The sequence below is a fragment of the Paenibacillus sp. JNUCC 34 genome (genome assembly GCF_058269055.1).
Map to the genome: position 1 here is coordinate 3,112,626 of NZ_CM177770.1, position 18,329 is coordinate 3,130,954.

The following is an 18,329-nucleotide window of genomic DNA, read 5'->3' on the forward strand; positions in this document are numbered from 1 at the left end:
TTTATTTGATGACAGGACGGGTGCAGTAGGCGGCGATGTAATGGAATACTAACAAATAACGGCAGGTTAAAAAGAGGAGGAAACATAGCATGCATGAAACAGTGCTCACGATCACTTCGATGCAGACGCACGAAGAAGCTCTGGCCTTCAAAACACTTAACGAGGAATGGATCGCCCGAATCTTCACCATCGAAGAGGCGGACCGGGTCATCCTCGATAATCCGATGGAGAACATCATGAACAGAGGAGGAGACGTACTCATCGCACGCGATGGCGATTCGATCGTCGGATGCGTTGCACTCATACCGACTGGTGCTGGCGTGTTCGAGCTCTCGAAGATGAGTGTTACACCCGAGTTGCGGGGGCGCGGATACGGACGGAGTATCATCCATGCCGCTATTGACCGCGCACGCAGGTTTGGTGCAACATCGCTGTTTTTGGGCAGCAGCACCAAGCTACCGAACGCCGTTCATCTTTACGAATCGGTTGGATTCAAGCACGTTCCTGTCGATCAGATCGGGCCCATGCCCTATGTAAGAGCGGATGTGTTTATGGATTTGGAACTAGTGAATACGAAGACAATATTATCGACGTAGACGTTCTAGTTTTAACGGGAGAATATAGCACAATAAAACAGCGGCAGTCTAAGACAATATTCCCCAAGTCTTAGTGGCCGCTGATTCATTTTTAGGGATATTCTAATACTTATTTTAAAAAGGCTGACGATAAATCCCGTAATATCAGGATGCCGGGTCTAAGTTGGTGGGCGTATTTTGCTTATAAGCAAGTGGCACGATTTAACTTGACATCCGACACTGTCGAGTAACAAGAAAGTGTACCGATTAATATCCGCGTACAACGCGGTTTTTTTATTTTATCGGTACATATTCTTGTCAAACCTCTGTGACAACAATATGTACCGATTGTCGTTCCTTTGTTATTTGTAATCATTAAGTTAACGGGTAGGATAGTTCAACAAACCGAAATTAATTATATCATTTTTGAATATTTAGAAAAATAGGATATATCCAGATCACAACGTCCGATCGTCATTACCGAGAGTGGGCACCTATCTAAATACTTCAGCTAAAATGGATTGACATAATAAGGAAACATATGTAATATATTTATTACAGGTGAAATAAAAACTTGTATCTCTTTTAAAATGTTCCATTAATGCAATTTGAAGCGGAGAAATCATCTATGAAAGAAACCGGTAATGATTTGCTACGTATTTTGGAAGCCCTGTCTAATCCTTATCGTCTACGTATCGTTGCGTCGTTGAAGGATAGACGAAAATATGTTAGCGAGCTTGCTCGAGAAATCGGTATAAGTCGGCCTTTGCTTTATCTGCACCTACAAAGGTTAGAAGTAACCGGTTTAGTATCTGGCAGCTTAGAGTTATCAGATGACGGCAAGGCGATGAAGTTCTATGAGCTAATGGAGTTTAATATCCCACTATCACCAGAAACAATTGCGAAATTGGTCCCAACATTAAGCGTCAAAGCTACTCAAAAAGATGATGATGAATAGGAGGTCCATCAATGAATCAAAACAGCGAAAGTTTATATGGTTATTTCGGAATGGCATTCGGATTCGGTATTCTGGTTCTGGGAGTAATTGTCGCACTCGTAATCACCATTCAGAGGTCCAAGACTAAACGTGCTGAAACCCAAAACACAATTTCGCTCAATCTTGAAGATGAGTTCCGCAAACTGGCGGGAAGTTTTTCCGTCATGCAACACGAAATCAAGTACAGACAGGACAAATCAACAGATGAATTGTCGCAAATTCGAACTAGAATTGGAAAGATCGAAAAGATGCTTAGTGAGGTAGAGTAACCGGCAGAATTATTCACTATACTCTCCGGCCCGTTAATTCAATCGCGTCACTTGTCTAAAAGCGCCCACCAGCGGGAACGACCGTAACTTACCGATCAACTCCGCCAGTGGGCGCTCTAATTTCGTTGCTTATTCTATTTTACTTCGTCAATTGTCGTTTTTATCACGTGAAACATCAACGTGTGCTTAATCGGCTACTGATTTATCTTAACAGCAGGATAACTACAAGCACCATTAAACTAACGGGGAACGTTAACTAACGGGACACTATACCGCAATAACTATTAGGAAACAGGCAGCCAAATACTATCGGCTGCCTGTTTCCCACTAACGGGGCAGCATAGATGAGCTTTTGATCCATTCTGTCTCTCCAACGATAATATTAAAAAATCATTTATTTAAAAGAGCAGCATTAGTTATGAAGGTTACGGAACTGGCTTGGGGCTTAGCTGCTTGTGATGCTTTTTAAGGCCAGATCCGCATATTCAACGTCCAATTAGAAGCCCTCTTGTTTTTTCGAAAAAAATGAACTGCGCACCCTTTTTTCTACTTCTCAACACGCCAATCTACCTTTTTCAAGATCAATACGATGGAGATCAGCGAGAAAAACAAGAGTACAAGCGTGTTCCAGGCGACAGACCCGGACCAGCCCGATATCAGTACCTCCCGCATGGCCTCAGCGGCGTAAGTGGTTGGGAAGATATAAGAGAACCATTGCAAGATCACAGGCAATTGATCCATATCCACCATGACAGGCGTCAAAAACGAGATGAACATCATCAACGCCTGGACCAGCATATTCGTCAATTGATGGCTAGGTGACCAGAAGCCGATCAGTACACCCGCGCCAACCACGCTAAAGACGGTGAGCAGCAATACAGGGACAAGTCCCCAGCTGTAGTGGAATTGAATGCCGTAAGCAAGTTGACCAATCATGGCCAGGATAATAAAAGACGGTACGCTCATGATCAAGCCGCGCAGCAAATTGGCGAAGATGAAGTTTACCTTGGCAATCGGCAGGGACGAATAGTACGTGAAGTGGCCTTGATGCTTCTGCCAAGATATCTCCTGAGCCATGGAATTGAGTCCCATGACGATCAAGCCGAAGAGCATATTCCCTGTAATAATACGTGTCATGACAGCCGGCGTTGGGTCGACCGTAAAGAATTTGAGAAACATCAGCGTTGTTAACGGAAACATGCATGCCATGATGAAAATCCAAACCCATGCCTCGCGGATAATCGTGAATTGAATGCGGGCCAGGATCAGCCATTCTGTCATTCTGCGTTGGATTATGCTCTGCTGCTGGTGCCCTTGGAGAAAGACCGCTTCTTGCAGTTGCAAGTCATGACTTTGCATTGATGGTTTTATCTTTTCCATGTTTAGACCACCCCGCTTTGGCAGGCTTATCCTGTTCGTCATCGATATGAAAATAGACATCTTCAAGATTCGGTGGGACCAACGAATATTCTTCAATCGGTAAATGCTGCTCAGTCAGGCAGTCAATCGCGTAGCTGGCGTCTTGCTTCTCGATCAGTGCCCGGATTCGGTTTTCTCCCGTTTTGGTCCACTGTCCCAGCGCGCTTAAGCTTCGGCAAACATAATCGCTTTCACCTAAGGAGGTCGTAATTTCCAGCTTCATCCGCTGATCGACCCTTTGTTTTAAGACACTGACATGATCGATGGCCAACAGCTTGCCGTGATTTACAACAGCTACTCTGTCCACGACCTGTTCGGCCTCCAGCACGTTGTGTGTCACCAAGATTACGGTTACTCCTTGGCGATTGCGTTCTTGAATCAGATCCCATACGAGCCTTCTCTTTTTTGGGTCCAGTTCATTGGTCGGTTCATCCAGGATCATGACGGGGGAAAAGCCGATCAAGCAAGTACCAATCCCAATTAAACGCTTCTGTCCGCCGGAAACGTTTTTCAGCAGCTTATGACGGAGGTCCTGCATTCCAAAGCGTTCCAATAATTCCTCTGTTTGCTTTACGGCGGCACCCTTCGTCAACCCCCGCAATCTTCCTGTAAAATACAAAGCTTCCCAGGTTTTTAAACTGGTCAGGGCGTGAGGCTCTTGTGAGTAGTAGGCCACCTCCTGGGCAACTCGCTTTGTTTGTGTCTGTACGCTAGTTCCTTTATAGCGTACCGTACCTGAGGTCGGAGCAAGGTGACCTACCATCTGCTTGATTAGCGTGGATTTGCCTGCTCCATTCGGACCGAGCAAACCGAGAATTCCCCCTTGTTGAACGTCGAAGCTTATGTTTTGATTGGCGACAACCTTTCCTTTTTTGTACGTTTTATTCACAAGCTCTAATTGATAGATCAGCTTCATCATTTTTGCCCCTTTCAGTTCGAACTATGTTTTTGCTGCTGCGTGTCTAAATCCAGAGAGAGTATGTATTCTTTGACTGATAAATGCTTTTGTTGGATGATGCCTAAGTATACTAACGGTATATCAATAGGAGTTAATGTAAAGATAACTTATTGCTCTAACTAGGAGTGAGGGACGGCATGCTGAGCTCCCGAATCCAATGTCTCTGGGGAGTATAGACGATTAACGGAAAAAGACATTCGTTCATATCTGAAGTATGGGATAGATGGGTAGGTACAGTGTATTTTCAAAGGCCTATGCATTGTTGATATCTATTCTATGGTCAAAATATATACTGATACATGCTGTTATAATTTTCAATAGAAACCGACAAAAAGTATCCCAACATTATAATTGTAATATATATCCTATAGCGGAACAGACCGGGAGGACGGCATGCAATTGATGGGGAATTATTTCGAGCTCAACAAGGCGAGTATATGCGTTTAACAGTAGAAGAGCTAATCACTTTTCTAATCAAAGTAACGGAGAGGAATGAGCATGTCACTCTATTAATGGATTATTTTGCTTTAAAAGAAGAACGGAAGGTAAAAATTAGGGTACTAAGCTCATCGAAAAGGATGTATGTGAGATTGCTGCGTGCCTTTTTAACGCATCAGCCTACACTTGTATTGGAGGAACCCTATTTTTACTTGGAAGAAGACGATCGTCGTCATTTTAAACGGATTTTAGATGACCTTTCGAAAGAAAAGTAGATTTTAATGTTAACATTTGAACCGTTACGACCGCAAAAAAGCGCTCAACTATTGCCATCAATCCATTCGTTACAAAGTTACGATTTTTAATATGTTTTTGTTTGTTAAGCTGCTGTTTTCAAGCAAGAGCGGTAATGCTTTTACAAAGAGCTCTCAATCTCTGGTAGGGCTGATCAAAAAAGCAAAAAGGAATTTTCCCCTCTATTGTAAGATTATCTCCCTATCGCAAGTGAAAGTTTAGCACTACTATAAGGGTAGGTTTCAGGAAATTTCCTATACATTTTGCGCTGCAACACTTTAATTCATTACCGCTACACCTCGTTACGGGGCGTTTTCCCCCTTTGCAGCACTGAACTGCCTGTATGATGAGCTGCTGTGATGTACAAGCCTCGTTTTTTGTTTCTACTGTCGGAATTTTCAATCAACTGGAACCCGCACAATAGCATAGACCTATCTAATTAGCATGACCTCGTCCAATAGCATGAGCTTGCCCAATCAGCAAGATTCCACACAAAAAAAGCATGAACTTGCCAGTCAACATAACCTCTCACAATCGCTTGAAATTACCCATTCAGCATGATCCCACACATAAGCATGAACTTGCTTATTCCGCACGAACCGCCACATTAACACGAATTTGCCGCAGAATCTCTTTTTTGAACGGCTTGATTGCTCCAGCTTGTTCTTTTTCGTTAAGACAGAGAAACAATGTAGGTTTGTTTGCACTCTGGATGTTCCTTAAAAGGAATATTTGGAAAATAACGTTCGTTATAAGAAGAGGAGAGTGTATTCATGTTTAGAGAGATGCATAAGTCCAAAATTCACCATGCTGTCGTGACGGAGGCCAATTTGAATTACGTAGGAAGCATAACCATCGATCAGGATATTTTGGATGCATCGAACATTCTGGAGAACGAAAAAGTGCAAGTTGTCAATATAAATAACGGAGCCAGGCTAGAGACGTATGTCATAACCGGCCCAAGAGGCTCGGGTATGGTTTGCTTGAACGGCGCCGCTGCCAGACTGGTGCAGCCGGGCGACCGCGTCATTATTATTTCTTACGCAATGATGGAGGAATCGGTAGCCCGCACGTATCGTCCGCATGTCGTTATTATGGACGAGCATAATCGTATCGTAACGGAGGATTATCAAGAACTGCATTCCACAACGCTGTGATGAAGAACAGAACGGAGGGCTGCCGACTATGAGAACCATTCGTAATTTGTCCAGCGTATTGCTGGCGCGCAAGGAAAACGATGCGGGAATTTTATTTTGCGAAGGCGGTCAGGAGCGCTACTTGTCGTACGGCCAATTACTTACATTGGCCGGAAAGGTGCTCCATCTGCTGCGCGAGCGGGGACTTGGGCCAGGCGACTTTGCCGTCATGCAGACGGAAGATAACGAACGGTTTATCCTTCTGTTCTGGGCTTGCGTGCTCGGCGGCATTGTCCCCGTACCTGTGACGGCGGCGCGTACGGACGAAGGACGCAAAAAGCTGATTCAGGTATGCAAGCAGTTGGAAGCGCCGAGATTGCTCTGCGATGAAGAACTTTTGCCGGGAATCCAAGGCTACGCTTTGAAGCACGGAGAGGCGGAGGCGGAGGCGCTGGCCCAGCTAGAGTCCAGCAGCGTGCCGATTGTGGAAGTGCTAGCGGCGGCTGCGGATGCAGGCCGGCCCGAGGCTGAGACGTATGACGCTGCCGAGACAGACATCGCATTCATCCAGTTTACATCGGGCTCTACCGGAGACCCGAAGGGGGTCGTGCTGACGCATGGCAATCTTCTGTCAAACATGCGTGCCATTATCCATGGGGCGCAGTCGACGGAGCGGGATTCTTCGCTAAGCTGGCTGCCGTTGACGCATGATATGGGGCTCATCGGCTTTCATCTTTCGCCGCTCCTTTGCGGCATGAATCAATTGCACTTGCCGACCTCGACGTTTGTGCTTCATCCGATGAAATGGCTGGAACTTACACATAAGCATCGGGTGACATGCCTCTCTTCGCCGAATTTCGGTTATGTGCATTTTCTGCAGCATTGGAAGCCGGAAGGAGCGGCGGCATGGGATTTGTCTTGCGTCAGGCTGATTTTTAACGGGGCCGAACCGATATCGGCCGCCCATTGCCGCGATTTTCTGGAGACGATGAAGCCGTACGGGTTAAAGGGAAATTGCATTTTTCCGGTATATGGGCTTGCGGAAGCGAGTCTGGCCGCGACGTTCCCAAGGACAGAAGATCATCTGAATACCGTTAAGCTAGAGCGCCAATCCCTCGCTATTGGACAACCTGTACGAATGGCCGCGCATGGGGATCATGCCGCGATCGAGATCGTCGAGCTGGGTTTCCCCGTACAAGAGTGCGAGGTGCGTATTTGCGATGAAGCGGGAAACCCTTCGGCAACAGGCAGCGTAGGCTTGATTCATATTAGAGGCCGCAACGTTACAAGCGGCTACTATAAGCGGACCGATGTAAACAAGCAAACAATTTCCCCGGACGGCTGGCTGAATACGGGAGATTTGGGTTTCTTGCTGGAAGGGCGTTTATATGTGACCGGCCGCATAAAGGACGTTATTTTCGTCAACGGGCAAAATGTGTATCCGCATGACCTGGAGGCGTTGATCAGCGGCCTGAAAGGGGCCGAAATCGGGAAAACGGCGATTGCCGCCGTTCAGGATGCAACGACCAAACGGGATGCAATCGCAGTTTTTATTCAGCATCGCGGCAAGACCGGCGGATTTGTACCGCTGATGGCCGAGGTGAAAAAGCTGCTGAACGGATCGGCCGGTCTGGACGTTGCTTTTGTTGTCCCCGTTCGGCGAATTCCAAAAACGACCTCCGGCAAAATTCAACGCTACGTATTGGCGGAAGCGCTGCGCGAAGGTGAGTTTGCCGAAGCACTTGCCGAGCTGGCGGAACTGGAAGCGGCGGCCGCGCTTAAGCGCTGTGATGCGGAAGGCGGCGATGCCTTGCTCGGGGATGTCGGCTTGGAGCCAGCTACGGAGACGGAAGAGCGGATCGTGTCCATCTGGCGCGAGGTGTTGAAAAAGGATTACATAGGCCGGAAGGACAGCTTTCTTGAGCAAGGAGGCAATTCGCTCAAGGCGGCTTATGCCTCCGCCAGGTTGCAAGAGGCGTTTGGCGTCGAGCTTACGCTTACCGAGCTGTTTTTGCATGATTCGGTGAGTTCGCTGGCCGCTTTGCTGGAACAAAAGGCGCAGGAGGGCGAAGGAACTGCCGCCGCCCCGCCGCCGTTGCGCAAAGCGGAGGAGCGGACGGTTTATCCGGCGAACTCGGCGCAAAAGCGGCTGTTCCTTTTGGAAGAGCTGAATCCGGGGCTGCTCAACTACCATCTGCCGTTTGCGGTCCAGGTGAAGGGCCCGCTTGATATCGAACGATTCCGCGCGGCGTGGCGGGCACTGATAGAGCGGCATCCGGCGCTTCGGACGTCCTTTTATAGGGAAGAAGGCAATGTAATGCAGCGCATCGAGCAGGGGGACGAGCCGCCGCTTGCTGTCGTTGACGGAAGCGGCTGGACGGCACCTGCGCTGGCGCTGCGGCAGCGGCGCTTCCTGCAGCCGTTTCGTCTGGAGCAAGCGCCGCTGCTGCGCATGGAGCTTGTGCGCATGGAGCACGAGTCAAGCGTGCTGCTTCTGGATATGCATCATATCATTACGGACGGAACGTCGATGGGTATTTTGATGTCCGATCTTACGAGGTTTTACGAGGGGAACGCGCCGGAGCCGTTGTCCATTCATGGCGGGGATATGGCGCTGTGGGAGGAAGCGGGCCGAAACGGCGACTGGCTGGAGCGCCAGAAGCATTATTGGCGCGAAATCTTTCGGGATGGCGTGCCGTCGCCGGCGCCGGCGCTTCCGTCCCCCCGTCCAAGGCCGCAGACGCCAAGCTATCGCGGGGCTATTGAGCGCTTCGAGCTGGAGCCGGAGCTTGCCGGATCGCTGCGTGCGTTGGCTAGACGTGAGGGCGTAACGTTATACACCGTCCTGCTTTCGATTTATTATGCGCTGCTTGCGAAATATACGGGCGAATCCGACATCGTTGTCGGCACGGCAGCCGCGAGACGAGTGCGGCCGGAGCTGCAAAGCGTAGTCGGGATGTTCGTCAACATGGTTCCGATCCGCCTGCGCGGGCAAAGCGGTTTGCGCTTCGATCAATGGCTGAAGCAGGTCAATGGGGAGACGCTGGCGGCTATCGGCAACGGAGATGTGCCTTATGAAGAAATAGCCGAGCTGGCGAATGTGAAACGGGAATACGGGCGGAATCCGCTGTTCGATTCGGTGTTTACGCTGCAAAATATGGAGCTGCCCGAATGGCGGGGCAAGGATGTCGTTTATACGCCCCAAGCGATGGACAGCGGCTCGGCCAAGTTCGACCTGACTTGGGAGTGCGCGGATAACGGCGTTAGTATCGCATTTACGCTGGAGTATGCGCTGGATTTGTACGATGAGCGGGTCGCCGCGCAATTGGCCCGGCATTATGCAGCGCTGGCCCGGGCAGTCGCCGCGCAGCCGCATGCGGCGCTTGGCGATCTTGATCCCGTCGATGCAGAGGAGCGGGAACGGCTGCTCCGGCTTGGCCGTTCACTCGCCGCGCAGCCGCAGGAGCTGTCGCTGCACAGGCTGTTTGAACGGCAAGCGTTAGAGACACCGCGGCAGATTGCCGTTGAAATGGGCGAGCTGGCGTATACCTACAGCGAGCTGAACGATCGTGCCAACCGGTTCGCGCGCGCGCTTGCTCGGCGCGGCGTCGCACCGGGGGCGAAGGTGGCGCTGCTGCTCTTGCGCTCGCCCGATATGATTGCGGCGATATTGGCTGTGCTGAAAGCGGGAGCCGTCTATGTGCCGATCGACCCGCAATATCCCGAAGAGCGGATTTTGTTTATGCTGCAGGATACAGAAGCGCGGGTGATCGTGGCTGAGGCTGCGACGCTGGAGATGAGCGCCCGGCTTGTTGGAGACAGCTTAGATGTCGTCGACATGGAGGAACTCGATACGAGATGGGCCGGCGAGTCCGGCCATAATCTGGACATCGACGGCTCGGCGGACGATCTCGCTTATATCATGTACACGTCCGGCTCGACGGGCAAGCCGAAAGGGATTATGACCGCGCATCGCAATGTGTCCCGGATTGCCATCCATACCGATTATGTAAGCATTTCGGAAAACGATGCGCTGTTGCAGCTTTCCAACTACACCTTTGATGGTTCAACGTTCGATTTGTACGGAGCGCTGTTGAACGGCGCGAAGCTGACGCTGGTCGGCGAGGAAGAGGTTGCCGACGTTGTGCGGCTGACCGATCTGATTGAGGGCAGAGGCATTACAGTATTCTTTGTGACGACGGCGTTGTTCAATACGCTGGTCGATCATGGGCTGGAGTCGCTGCGCGGTTTGCGCCATATATTATTTGGCGGAGAGCGGGCTTCCGTGCCGCATATCCGCAAAGCGCTCCACGCGCTTGGACCTGGTGTGCTGCTTCATGTATACGGCCCTACGGAAACGACGGTTTTCGCTACTTGCTATCCGATCACGGAGTCATGGGACGGACAAGGAACGTCCACTGTGCCGATCGGCGCGCCGATTGCACTTTCGGAAACGCTAGTGCTGAATGAGCAGGGCCGATTGCAGCCGGACTGGGTGCCGGGGGAGCTGTGGATTGCGGGTGATGGAGTCGCCTCCGGATATGTGAATTTGCCGGAGCAGACCGCTTCGAAGTTTCGGCCGCATCCGTTCCGGGAAGGCGAAACTGTGTATGGAACCGGCGACCTGGTGCGCCGCTTGCCTGACGGAAATTTGGAGTTTCTGGACCGGATCGACAGCCAGGTCAAGCTGCGGGGTTACCGGATTGAATTGGGCGAAATCGAAAGCAGGCTGCTGGATTGCGCGGGCGTCAAGGAAGCGTTTGTGGCGCTGATCGAGAATGACGGCGCGCCGTATTTATGCGCTTATATCGTTGCAGAGCAAACCGAAGGGCAGGCAAACGTTAGGAGCCAACTGACAGGCAAGCTGCCGGCATTTATGATTCCCGCCGCATTTGTGCGGTTGGAAAAGCTGCCACTGAACGGGAGCGGCAAGGTGGACAAAAAACGCCTGCCTGCGCCGGAGCGCACGGTCCCTTATGAAGCGCCCGCCACAGATACGGAGATCATTGTTGCAGGATTGTGGCAAGAAGTGCTTCATACAGGGAAGGTTGGCGCGCTTGACCACTTCTTTGAGCATGGCGGCCACTCCCTAAAGGCGGCCGCATTGACCTCGGCAATCTACAAGCATTGCCGGGTGCGCATGCCGCTTCAGGAAATTTTCAAGTTGCCGACAGTCAGAGAGCAGGCGGCCTGGATCGACAGGGCTGCCAAGGAAGCGTACGAACCTGTTGCGGACGCGCCAAAAGCTGCATCCTATCCGCTCAGCCCTCCGCAGCGGCGCATGTTTTTGGCGGAAAGCATGGCTGATATCGGACTAACCTACCATATTCCGCTTGCGCTTAAACTGTCGGGTGCGGTGGGTGAGACCAGAATCTGGCCGGCGCTTCGGAAGTTGATCGAACGGCATGAGCCGCTGCGGACCTCCTATCATTGGATCGACGGCGTTCCCGCCCAGATCGTGCACGATTCGGCCACCTTTGTTCTGCAAACGGCGGAGCTCGCGGGGACGCCGCTGCCGGAATGCTTGAGCGAGTTTTTCCGGCCGCTCGATCTTGCCGCAGCGCCGCTGCTCGCCGCATGTTATTGCCGGCCCGAATCGGAAGGAGCGGAGGCCTATCTGCTGCTCAACATCCACCACATCGCGGCGGACGGCATATCCGTCAAGCTGCTGCTGGAGGAGTTGACCGCTTTGATCGACGGCGCTGAACTTGCGTCGCCGGCTCTGCATTACAAGGATTATGCCGTTTGGCAGGAGCGTCAGTCCGGCTCGGAGCGGGCCAGGGCAAGCCGAGCATTTTGGACGGAGCAGCTTGCAGAGCCGCCGGCGCCGCTCGATATGCCGCTGGATCGGCCGCGCAGCGACCGTCAGACATTTGCGGGCGATACGTATACCTTCCACATTCCGGCGGCGCTCGCCGGACGGCTGAAAGAGACGGCCGCAAGCGCCGGAGCGAGCATGAACAGCCTGCTTTTTGCGGCTTACGCGCTGTTGCTCAAGGGAACGACGCATCAGTCGGAATTTGCAATTGGTTCTTTGGCGGCAGGCCGGACGCATCCGGACACGGCCCGGATGATCGGCATGTTCAACCAGTTTCTGCCGATTCGGATGCGGGTGGCGGACGAGCTGCCGATCCTGGCGTTTGTCGGCGAGACCCATGGGCGTTTGCTTGCCGCATACGAACATGGCGATGTCAGCTTCGAGCACATGATGGAAGCGGCCCGGTATCCGCATGACCCGTCGCGTAACCCGTTGTTCGATACGTTGCTGATCGTTCATAACCAGTTTGAAGACGAGAAGCTGGCGGCGCACGGCGACGGCTGGAGCATGGAGCCTTTGCCCGTTAGCCATGGAACATCCAAGCTGGACTTCAAGCTCGATCTGTACAGCGATGGCGAAGGTGGTCTGCGGGCGGAGCTGGAGTATAATACGGGATTGTTCCATAAAGGCACGATGGAGCGGTTAGCGGAGCGGCTGCTTTACATTTTGGAGCAAACGGCCACCAGCCCCGACCTGATCTGTGGCGACATCGCAATGGCGACGCCTGCCGAAGAAGCCGCTTTTGCGGCATGGAATGATACGGGACATTCGTACCCGGCGGAGAAGACGATTCACGGATGGTTCGCCGAGTCCGCCCGGCGGTGGCCGGACTTCCCGGCGCTGCGGTCGGCCGAAGGCTCGCTGACGTACGGGGAGCTGAATGTCCGCGCTGAACGCATGGCTACCGTGCTAAGAGGCAAGGGGGTTACAGTCGAAATGATTGTGCCGATTGCCGCTCAACGCTCGTTATCCATGATGATTGCGATCATGGCAGTGCTCAAGGCGGGAGGGGCCTATTTGCCGATCGACCCGGAGCATCCGCCTGAGCGGATCCGCGGCATTCTGGAGGATAGCGGAGCCAGGCTGCTTCTGGCGGGGGCCAAGTGGATTCATACGCTCCCGGCCTTCCAGGGAGAGACGATCGATCTGGACGCGGTTGCGGCTACCGCCGCATCGGAGCTGCCGAAGGGCGAAGAAGAAACGGACCTGTCGCCACAAGCGGGCCCCGAGCATTTGGCATATGTCATTTATACGTCAGGCTCCACCGGCAAACCCAAAGGCGTTATGGTGGAGCACCGCGCGGCGATCAACCGGCTGAACTGGATGCAGACGGCTTATCCGCTGTATGAGCGCGACGTTATTTTGCAGAAAACGCCGATTACGTTCGATGTTTCCGTATGGGAGCTGTTCTGGTGGAGCTTTGCCGGCGCTTCGCTTTATTTGCTGGAGCCTGGCGGGGAGAAGGAGCCGTCGGTCATACTGCGCGCGATTGAAGAGCAGGCGGTTACGGTTATGCATTTTGTGCCGTCCATGCTGGGCGTCTTTTTGCCCTATGCGGCGGACAGCGGCAGAGGTGGCGAGCTTTGTTCCCTGCGATACGTATTTGCGAGCGGCGAAGCGCTCAAGCCTGCGCATGTCGCAGGTTTTTACAGCCTGATGGAGCGCAGCGGCGGCCAATGCCGGCTCATTAATCTATACGGCCCGACGGAAGCGACGGTCGATGTCAGCTATTACGATTGCCCGGACGCTGGGGCGGGTACGATTCCGATCGGCAAGCCAATCCATAACATCCGGCTCTACATTGTGGACGAGCGGATGAGACCGCAGCCGATCGGCGTATCCGGCGAGCTGTGCATCGCAGGTGCCGGTCTTGCGCGCGGATATCGCAACAGGCCGGATTTGACGGAGCAAAGCTTTGTTACGAATCCGTTTGTCTCAGGAGAGAAGCTGTACCGTACCGGCGATCGCGCAAGGTGGCTACCGGACGGCAATATTGAATATTTGGGACGCTTTGACCATCAGGTCAAGCTGCGCGGTCTCCGCATCGAATGCGGCGAGATCGAGCACGTGCTGCTCTTGCAGGCGGAAGTTCGCGATGCCGTGGTGACGGCGGTGACGGACCCTGCGGGAGAGCCGGCGCTTTGCGCATATCTCGTGACAGCGGATGGAAAGGCGCCGGGGGAAGCGAGCCTACGGACCGCACTTAAGGAACTGCTGCCGGAGTATATGATACCTTCGTATTTTGTTGCTATCGAAGCGTTTCCGCTGAGTCCGAGCGGCAAAGTCGACCGCAGCAACCTGTCGAAGCCCCGGTTCGCTGAACAGGCGGCTTGCGGCGAAGCGCCAGCTACGCCGACGGAGCAGCGGCTGGCCGAGTTGTGGCAGGAGGTGCTCGGTCTGGCCTCCATCGAGCCGGACGATCGAGCGGCGATCGGGAGAGAAGCCCATTTCTTTCAATTGGGCGGTCATTCCTTGCGCGCCGCACAGCTTGCGGGCTTGATCGAGCAGCGATATGGAACAGCGTTTGCGATGAAGGATGTGTTCGACGCTCCCCTGCTGCGGGAAATGGCGGCCCGCATCGACAACGCGGCCCCCAAGCGGGCCACGATTATTACCCGGGCGGCAAGCCGACCGTACTACCCGTTGTCGCTCGCGCAAAACAGGCTGTTTGTTCTGCAGCAGCTTTATCCTGACAGCACGGCCTACAATCTTCCGCTTGCCCTGAACCTGACGGGTAAGCTTGATCAGGACAGGCTTCGCGAGTCGATCCAAGGTCTGATTGACCGCCATGAACCGCTGCGCACCAGCTTTGACTGGGCAGACGGCAAGCCGGTACAGCGTGTCCATGAGCGGGTTTCGTTTGAACTCGCCGTGCATGCCTTGATGGATGCGGCGGACTTAAATACATTTGCGCGCGAGGTCGTCCGCCCGTTCGATTTGCGAAAGGCTCCGTTAATTCGGGCGTTTCTCGCGACGGACGGCGAAAGTCGGCATACGCTGCTGCTGGACATTCACCACATCGTCGCCGACGGCGTGTCCATGAATGTGATGGCGCGCGATTTCGAGCAGCTGTATCGGGGCGGCTCCTTGCAGCCGCTGCCAATTCACTATAAGGATGCCGCCGTTTGGCAGCAGGAGTGGATGGCTTCGGAGGCGAGAGAGCAGCAAGAGCAATATTGGGCATTCCGGCTAGCGGGTACGCTTCCTGTACTGCAACTACCGACCGATTATCCGCGTCCGCCCGAACAAAGCTTCGAAGGCGCCAAGCTTGCGCTGCCGATTCCGGCGGAGCTTGCCGAGGGAATCGGAGCGGCGGCGGAGCAATGGGGCGTTACGCCATTCCATATCTGGCTTGCCGCCTACCATACGTTATTGCATCTGATGACGGGGCAGGACGATCTTATTGTCGGCACGCCGATCGCCGGCCGCTTCCATCCCGCTACCGAATCTCTGGTCGGCATGTTTGTCAATACACTGCCAATTCGCAGCAGGCCATCCGGCGAACTGCCGTTCAGAGCGTTCGCCGAGCAGCTCAAAGAAACTGCGCTTGCGGCGCTGGACAACGGCTTGCTCCCGTTTGAGCATATGGTGACGATGCTGGATGTACCGCGCGACCTGAGCCGCAATCCGCTGTTTGACACGATGTTTGTCATGCAGCATATGGAGGCCGGACAGGCGGCGGACGCCTTGCAATTTGAGGCGCAAGTGCCGGACAATCGCGTATCGAAGCTGGACTTGACGTTTGAGCTTGCGGATCAGGGCCCAAAAGGTGCAGCCTTGACGATCGAATATGCGACGGCGCTGTTTAAAGAAGACAGCATACGCAGAATGGCGAAATGGTATCTCCGTATTGTCGGCCTTGCACTGGCCGAGCCGGAGCGGCCGCTCGGAGGGATCGGGCTGCAGGGCGCCGCCGCGGCGGAGAAGCAGAACGAAGCGTTCAATCGCACGGCCGCGCCGTATGCAAGCGGCGATACGGTAGAGGTTTACCTCGAAAGGCAAGCGGCGGAAACGCCGCAGGCCGTTGCGGTTGCGGCGGAGGACGGAGCATTGACGTATGCGGAATTGAACCGGAGGTCGAACCGGCTAGCACAGGCGCTCAGAAAGCAAGGCGTCAAGCACGAGGAGCGCGTGGCCATCGTGATGGATCGCAGCCTGGAGATGATGATTGCAATCTTTGGCGTGCTGAAGGCGGGCGGAGCTTATGTGCCTGTTGCACCGGGCTTGCCGCCGGAGCGAATCCGCTACATGCTGGACAATTCCGGAGCCAAGCTTGTCTTGACGAAGGGCAAAGCCCCGGAAGGGCTGGAGATGTTCCTGTCATTTATGGACGTTCATGAGGCGCTGGCGCAGGAGCGGGACGACTTCCCTGTGGAGAAGCTGCATGATTCACGTTCGCTTGCTTATGTGCTGTTTACTTCGGGATCGACCGGACAGCCGAAAGGCGTCATGATCGAGCATCATTCCATCGTCAACAGGATCGGCTGGATGCAGAAGCAATACGGACTGGACGCAAGCGGAGTCATTTTGCAGAAAACGCCGATTACCTTCGACGTATCAGTCTGGGAGCTGTTCTGGTGGAGCTTTGCGGGAGCCAAACTGGTCCTGCTGCCTCCGGGCGGAGAAAAGGACCCCGCGCTTATGATGGATGCGATAGCGCGGCATGGCGTAACGACGATGCACTTTGTGCCGTCCATGCTGCACCTGTTCCTGGAGCATCCCGGCTTGCTGCGCGGCGAGGCCAGGCTGGAGAGCCTGAGGCATGTGTTCGCCAGCGGTGAATCACTGACTGCGGATCAGGTGCGGCGGTTCCGCGAGCGGATCGGAGTTCCGTTCGATGCTAGGCTTGTGAACTTGTACGGCCCGACCGAGGCGACGGTTGACGTTTCCTATTACGATTGCTCTCACGGTGATATTCCGATCCAGGTGCCGATTGGCAAGCCGATCGATAACATCTCGCTTTATATCGTGAGCGAAGCGATGAAGCTCCAGCCTGTCGGCATTGCCGGGGAACTGTGCATATCCGGCGCGGGCCTGGCACGGGGTTATATCGGCCGGCCCGATTTGAAGGAAGAAAAGTTCGTCGATAATCCGTTTGCGGCGGGCAGTCTGATGTATCGGACAGGAGACCTTGCCAGATGGCTGCCTGACGGAACGATCGAATATTTGGGCCGAATCGACCATCAGGTAAAAATAAGGGGCCAGCGCATCGAATGCGGGGAAATCGAGCATGTGCTGCTCGGTCATCCGGCGGTTTCGGAAGCGGTGGTCATGAAGCGGGACGCCGCAAGCGGAAGCGAATATTTATGCGCGTACATCGTTTGCTTCGAACCTGCGGACCTTCAGGAGCTGCGGGATTTTGCAGCGCTGCGCCTGCCGGATTATATGGTTCCGCAGGTCGTGGTGGAACTGCCAGCCATGCCCCTGTCTCCAAACGGCAAAATCGACCGGAAGGCGCTGCCGGAGCCGGAGTTGGCGGCGGATAGCGGTACTCCGTTTGTCGAAGCGGCAAGCGATATCGAACTGGCGATTGCCTCCGTATGGTGCGAAATCCTGCAAAGGGACGACTTTGGCATCCATCATCGTTTCTTCGATGTTGGGGGAGAATCGCTGCTGCTGGTGCGGGCGCATCAACGGCTGGAGGAGTTGTATCCCGGCGCTCTCGGCGTAACGGATTTGTTCACCTATCCGACGATCGCATCGCTTGCGGCTTATCTGGAGTCGAGAAATCGCGAGCTCGCGAGCTGGAGCTGGAGCGGTCTGCCGGTGGCAGACGACTGCGCCAGTAGCGGCTATGCCGCGGAGCGTATCGGCAGCGTTCAGTTCCAACTAGACCGGGCGGTTGCAGAAGGGCTTGTGGAACTTGCGGCATCCCGCTCGGTGACGGTTGAAGCCGCGGCGTATGCCGTATATCTGTACTTCTGGCGTGGCGAGTCCGGCATCAATCGGCTTGTGCTTCCGACAATGATGGACAACGGGCTGATTGCCCCAAAGGAAATCGACTTTGCGGAGGTGCGCGATTTCGATACGCTGCTGCGGTATGCCGCCAAACGGGTAAGCGCGGGAGAATGTTATACCGCGCGGCAAATCAGAAAGCAGCCGCAAGCCGAAGCCGGATTTGCCTTGTTCCCATTATTTGCTGGAGCAGCGCAGCATGGGTTCAAGGAGCGGGAGGCGCTATTGGAACGATTCGATGTTGTGTTGTATATGGATGGCGCTGCCGCACCAAGCGGGGCGGAAGGGCCAGAGCTTGGCGGGATATGGACGTATAACGCCCGGCGCCTCGGCATGGAGGCGGTGCTGGATTGGGCTTCCGCTTATCTGGAGCTGCTGTCGAGCGTGATCGAGCAATATCGCGCCGCAGCCGACAGTGCCGCCTCGAGGGAGTAGCATGAGCCAAACCGGGATGTGTCTGACTTTTTTAA

At 53.9% G+C, this 18,329-nt stretch carries 8 protein-coding genes; 6 read left to right on the forward strand and 2 right to left on the reverse strand.

What is annotated here, in order from left to right:
* The first annotated feature begins 101 nt into the window (after window positions 1-101).
* The 3 genes from AC2TF5_RS14615 (at window position 102) to AC2TF5_RS14625 (ending at window position 1,841) form a co-directional block, all read left to right on the forward strand.
* On the forward strand, window positions 102-596 hold the full coding sequence (locus AC2TF5_RS14615) for a GNAT family N-acetyltransferase (protein WP_491297787.1): 495 nt from the start codon (window positions 102-104) through the stop codon (window positions 594-596).
* A 607-nt stretch (window positions 597-1,203) separates the two neighbouring features.
* A complete protein-coding gene (locus AC2TF5_RS14620) occupies window positions 1,204-1,533 on the forward strand; it encodes an ArsR/SmtB family transcription factor (protein WP_491297788.1) in 330 nt (109 codons plus the stop codon).
* An 11-nt stretch (window positions 1,534-1,544) separates the two neighbouring features.
* On the forward strand, window positions 1,545-1,841 hold the full coding sequence (locus AC2TF5_RS14625; protein WP_491297789.1) for a hypothetical protein: 297 nt from the start codon (window positions 1,545-1,547) through the stop codon (window positions 1,839-1,841).
* A gap of 546 nt (window positions 1,842-2,387) precedes the next feature.
* Here AC2TF5_RS14625 and AC2TF5_RS14630 read toward each other — a convergent pair.
* Window positions 2,388-3,221: an ABC transporter permease gene (locus tag AC2TF5_RS14630; RefSeq protein ID WP_491297790.1), complete on the reverse strand. Its 834-nt coding sequence runs from the start codon at window positions 3,219-3,221 to the stop codon at window positions 2,388-2,390.
* A complete protein-coding gene (locus AC2TF5_RS14635; RefSeq protein WP_491297791.1) occupies window positions 3,187-4,179 on the reverse strand; it encodes an ABC transporter ATP-binding protein in 993 nt (330 codons plus the stop codon). The genes AC2TF5_RS14630 and AC2TF5_RS14635 overlap by 35 nt, the downstream gene beginning before the upstream one ends.
* Window positions 4,180-4,655: 476 nt before the next feature.
* Here AC2TF5_RS14635 and AC2TF5_RS14640 point away from each other — a divergent pair, with 476 nt between their 5' ends.
* The 3 genes from AC2TF5_RS14640 to AC2TF5_RS14650 all read left to right on the forward strand — a co-directional run bounded on the left by AC2TF5_RS14640 (window position 4,656) and on the right by AC2TF5_RS14650 (window position 18,294).
* Window positions 4,656-4,931 carry a hypothetical protein gene (locus tag AC2TF5_RS14640; protein ID WP_491297792.1) on the forward strand — a complete coding sequence of 92 codons (276 nt, stop codon included), beginning with the start codon at window positions 4,656-4,658 and terminating at the stop codon, window positions 4,929-4,931.
* 792 nt (window positions 4,932-5,723) lie between these two features.
* The gene (gene panD / locus AC2TF5_RS14645; protein WP_208919988.1) at window positions 5,724-6,107 is read left to right on the forward strand and encodes an aspartate 1-decarboxylase; all 384 of its coding nucleotides are present in this window, start codon (window positions 5,724-5,726) and stop codon (window positions 6,105-6,107) included.
* Between the two features lie 28 nt (window positions 6,108-6,135).
* Window positions 6,136-18,294: an amino acid adenylation domain-containing protein gene (locus AC2TF5_RS14650; RefSeq protein WP_491297793.1), complete on the forward strand. Its 12,159-nt coding sequence runs from the start codon at window positions 6,136-6,138 to the stop codon at window positions 18,292-18,294.
* Window positions 18,295-18,329 lie beyond the last annotated feature (35 nt).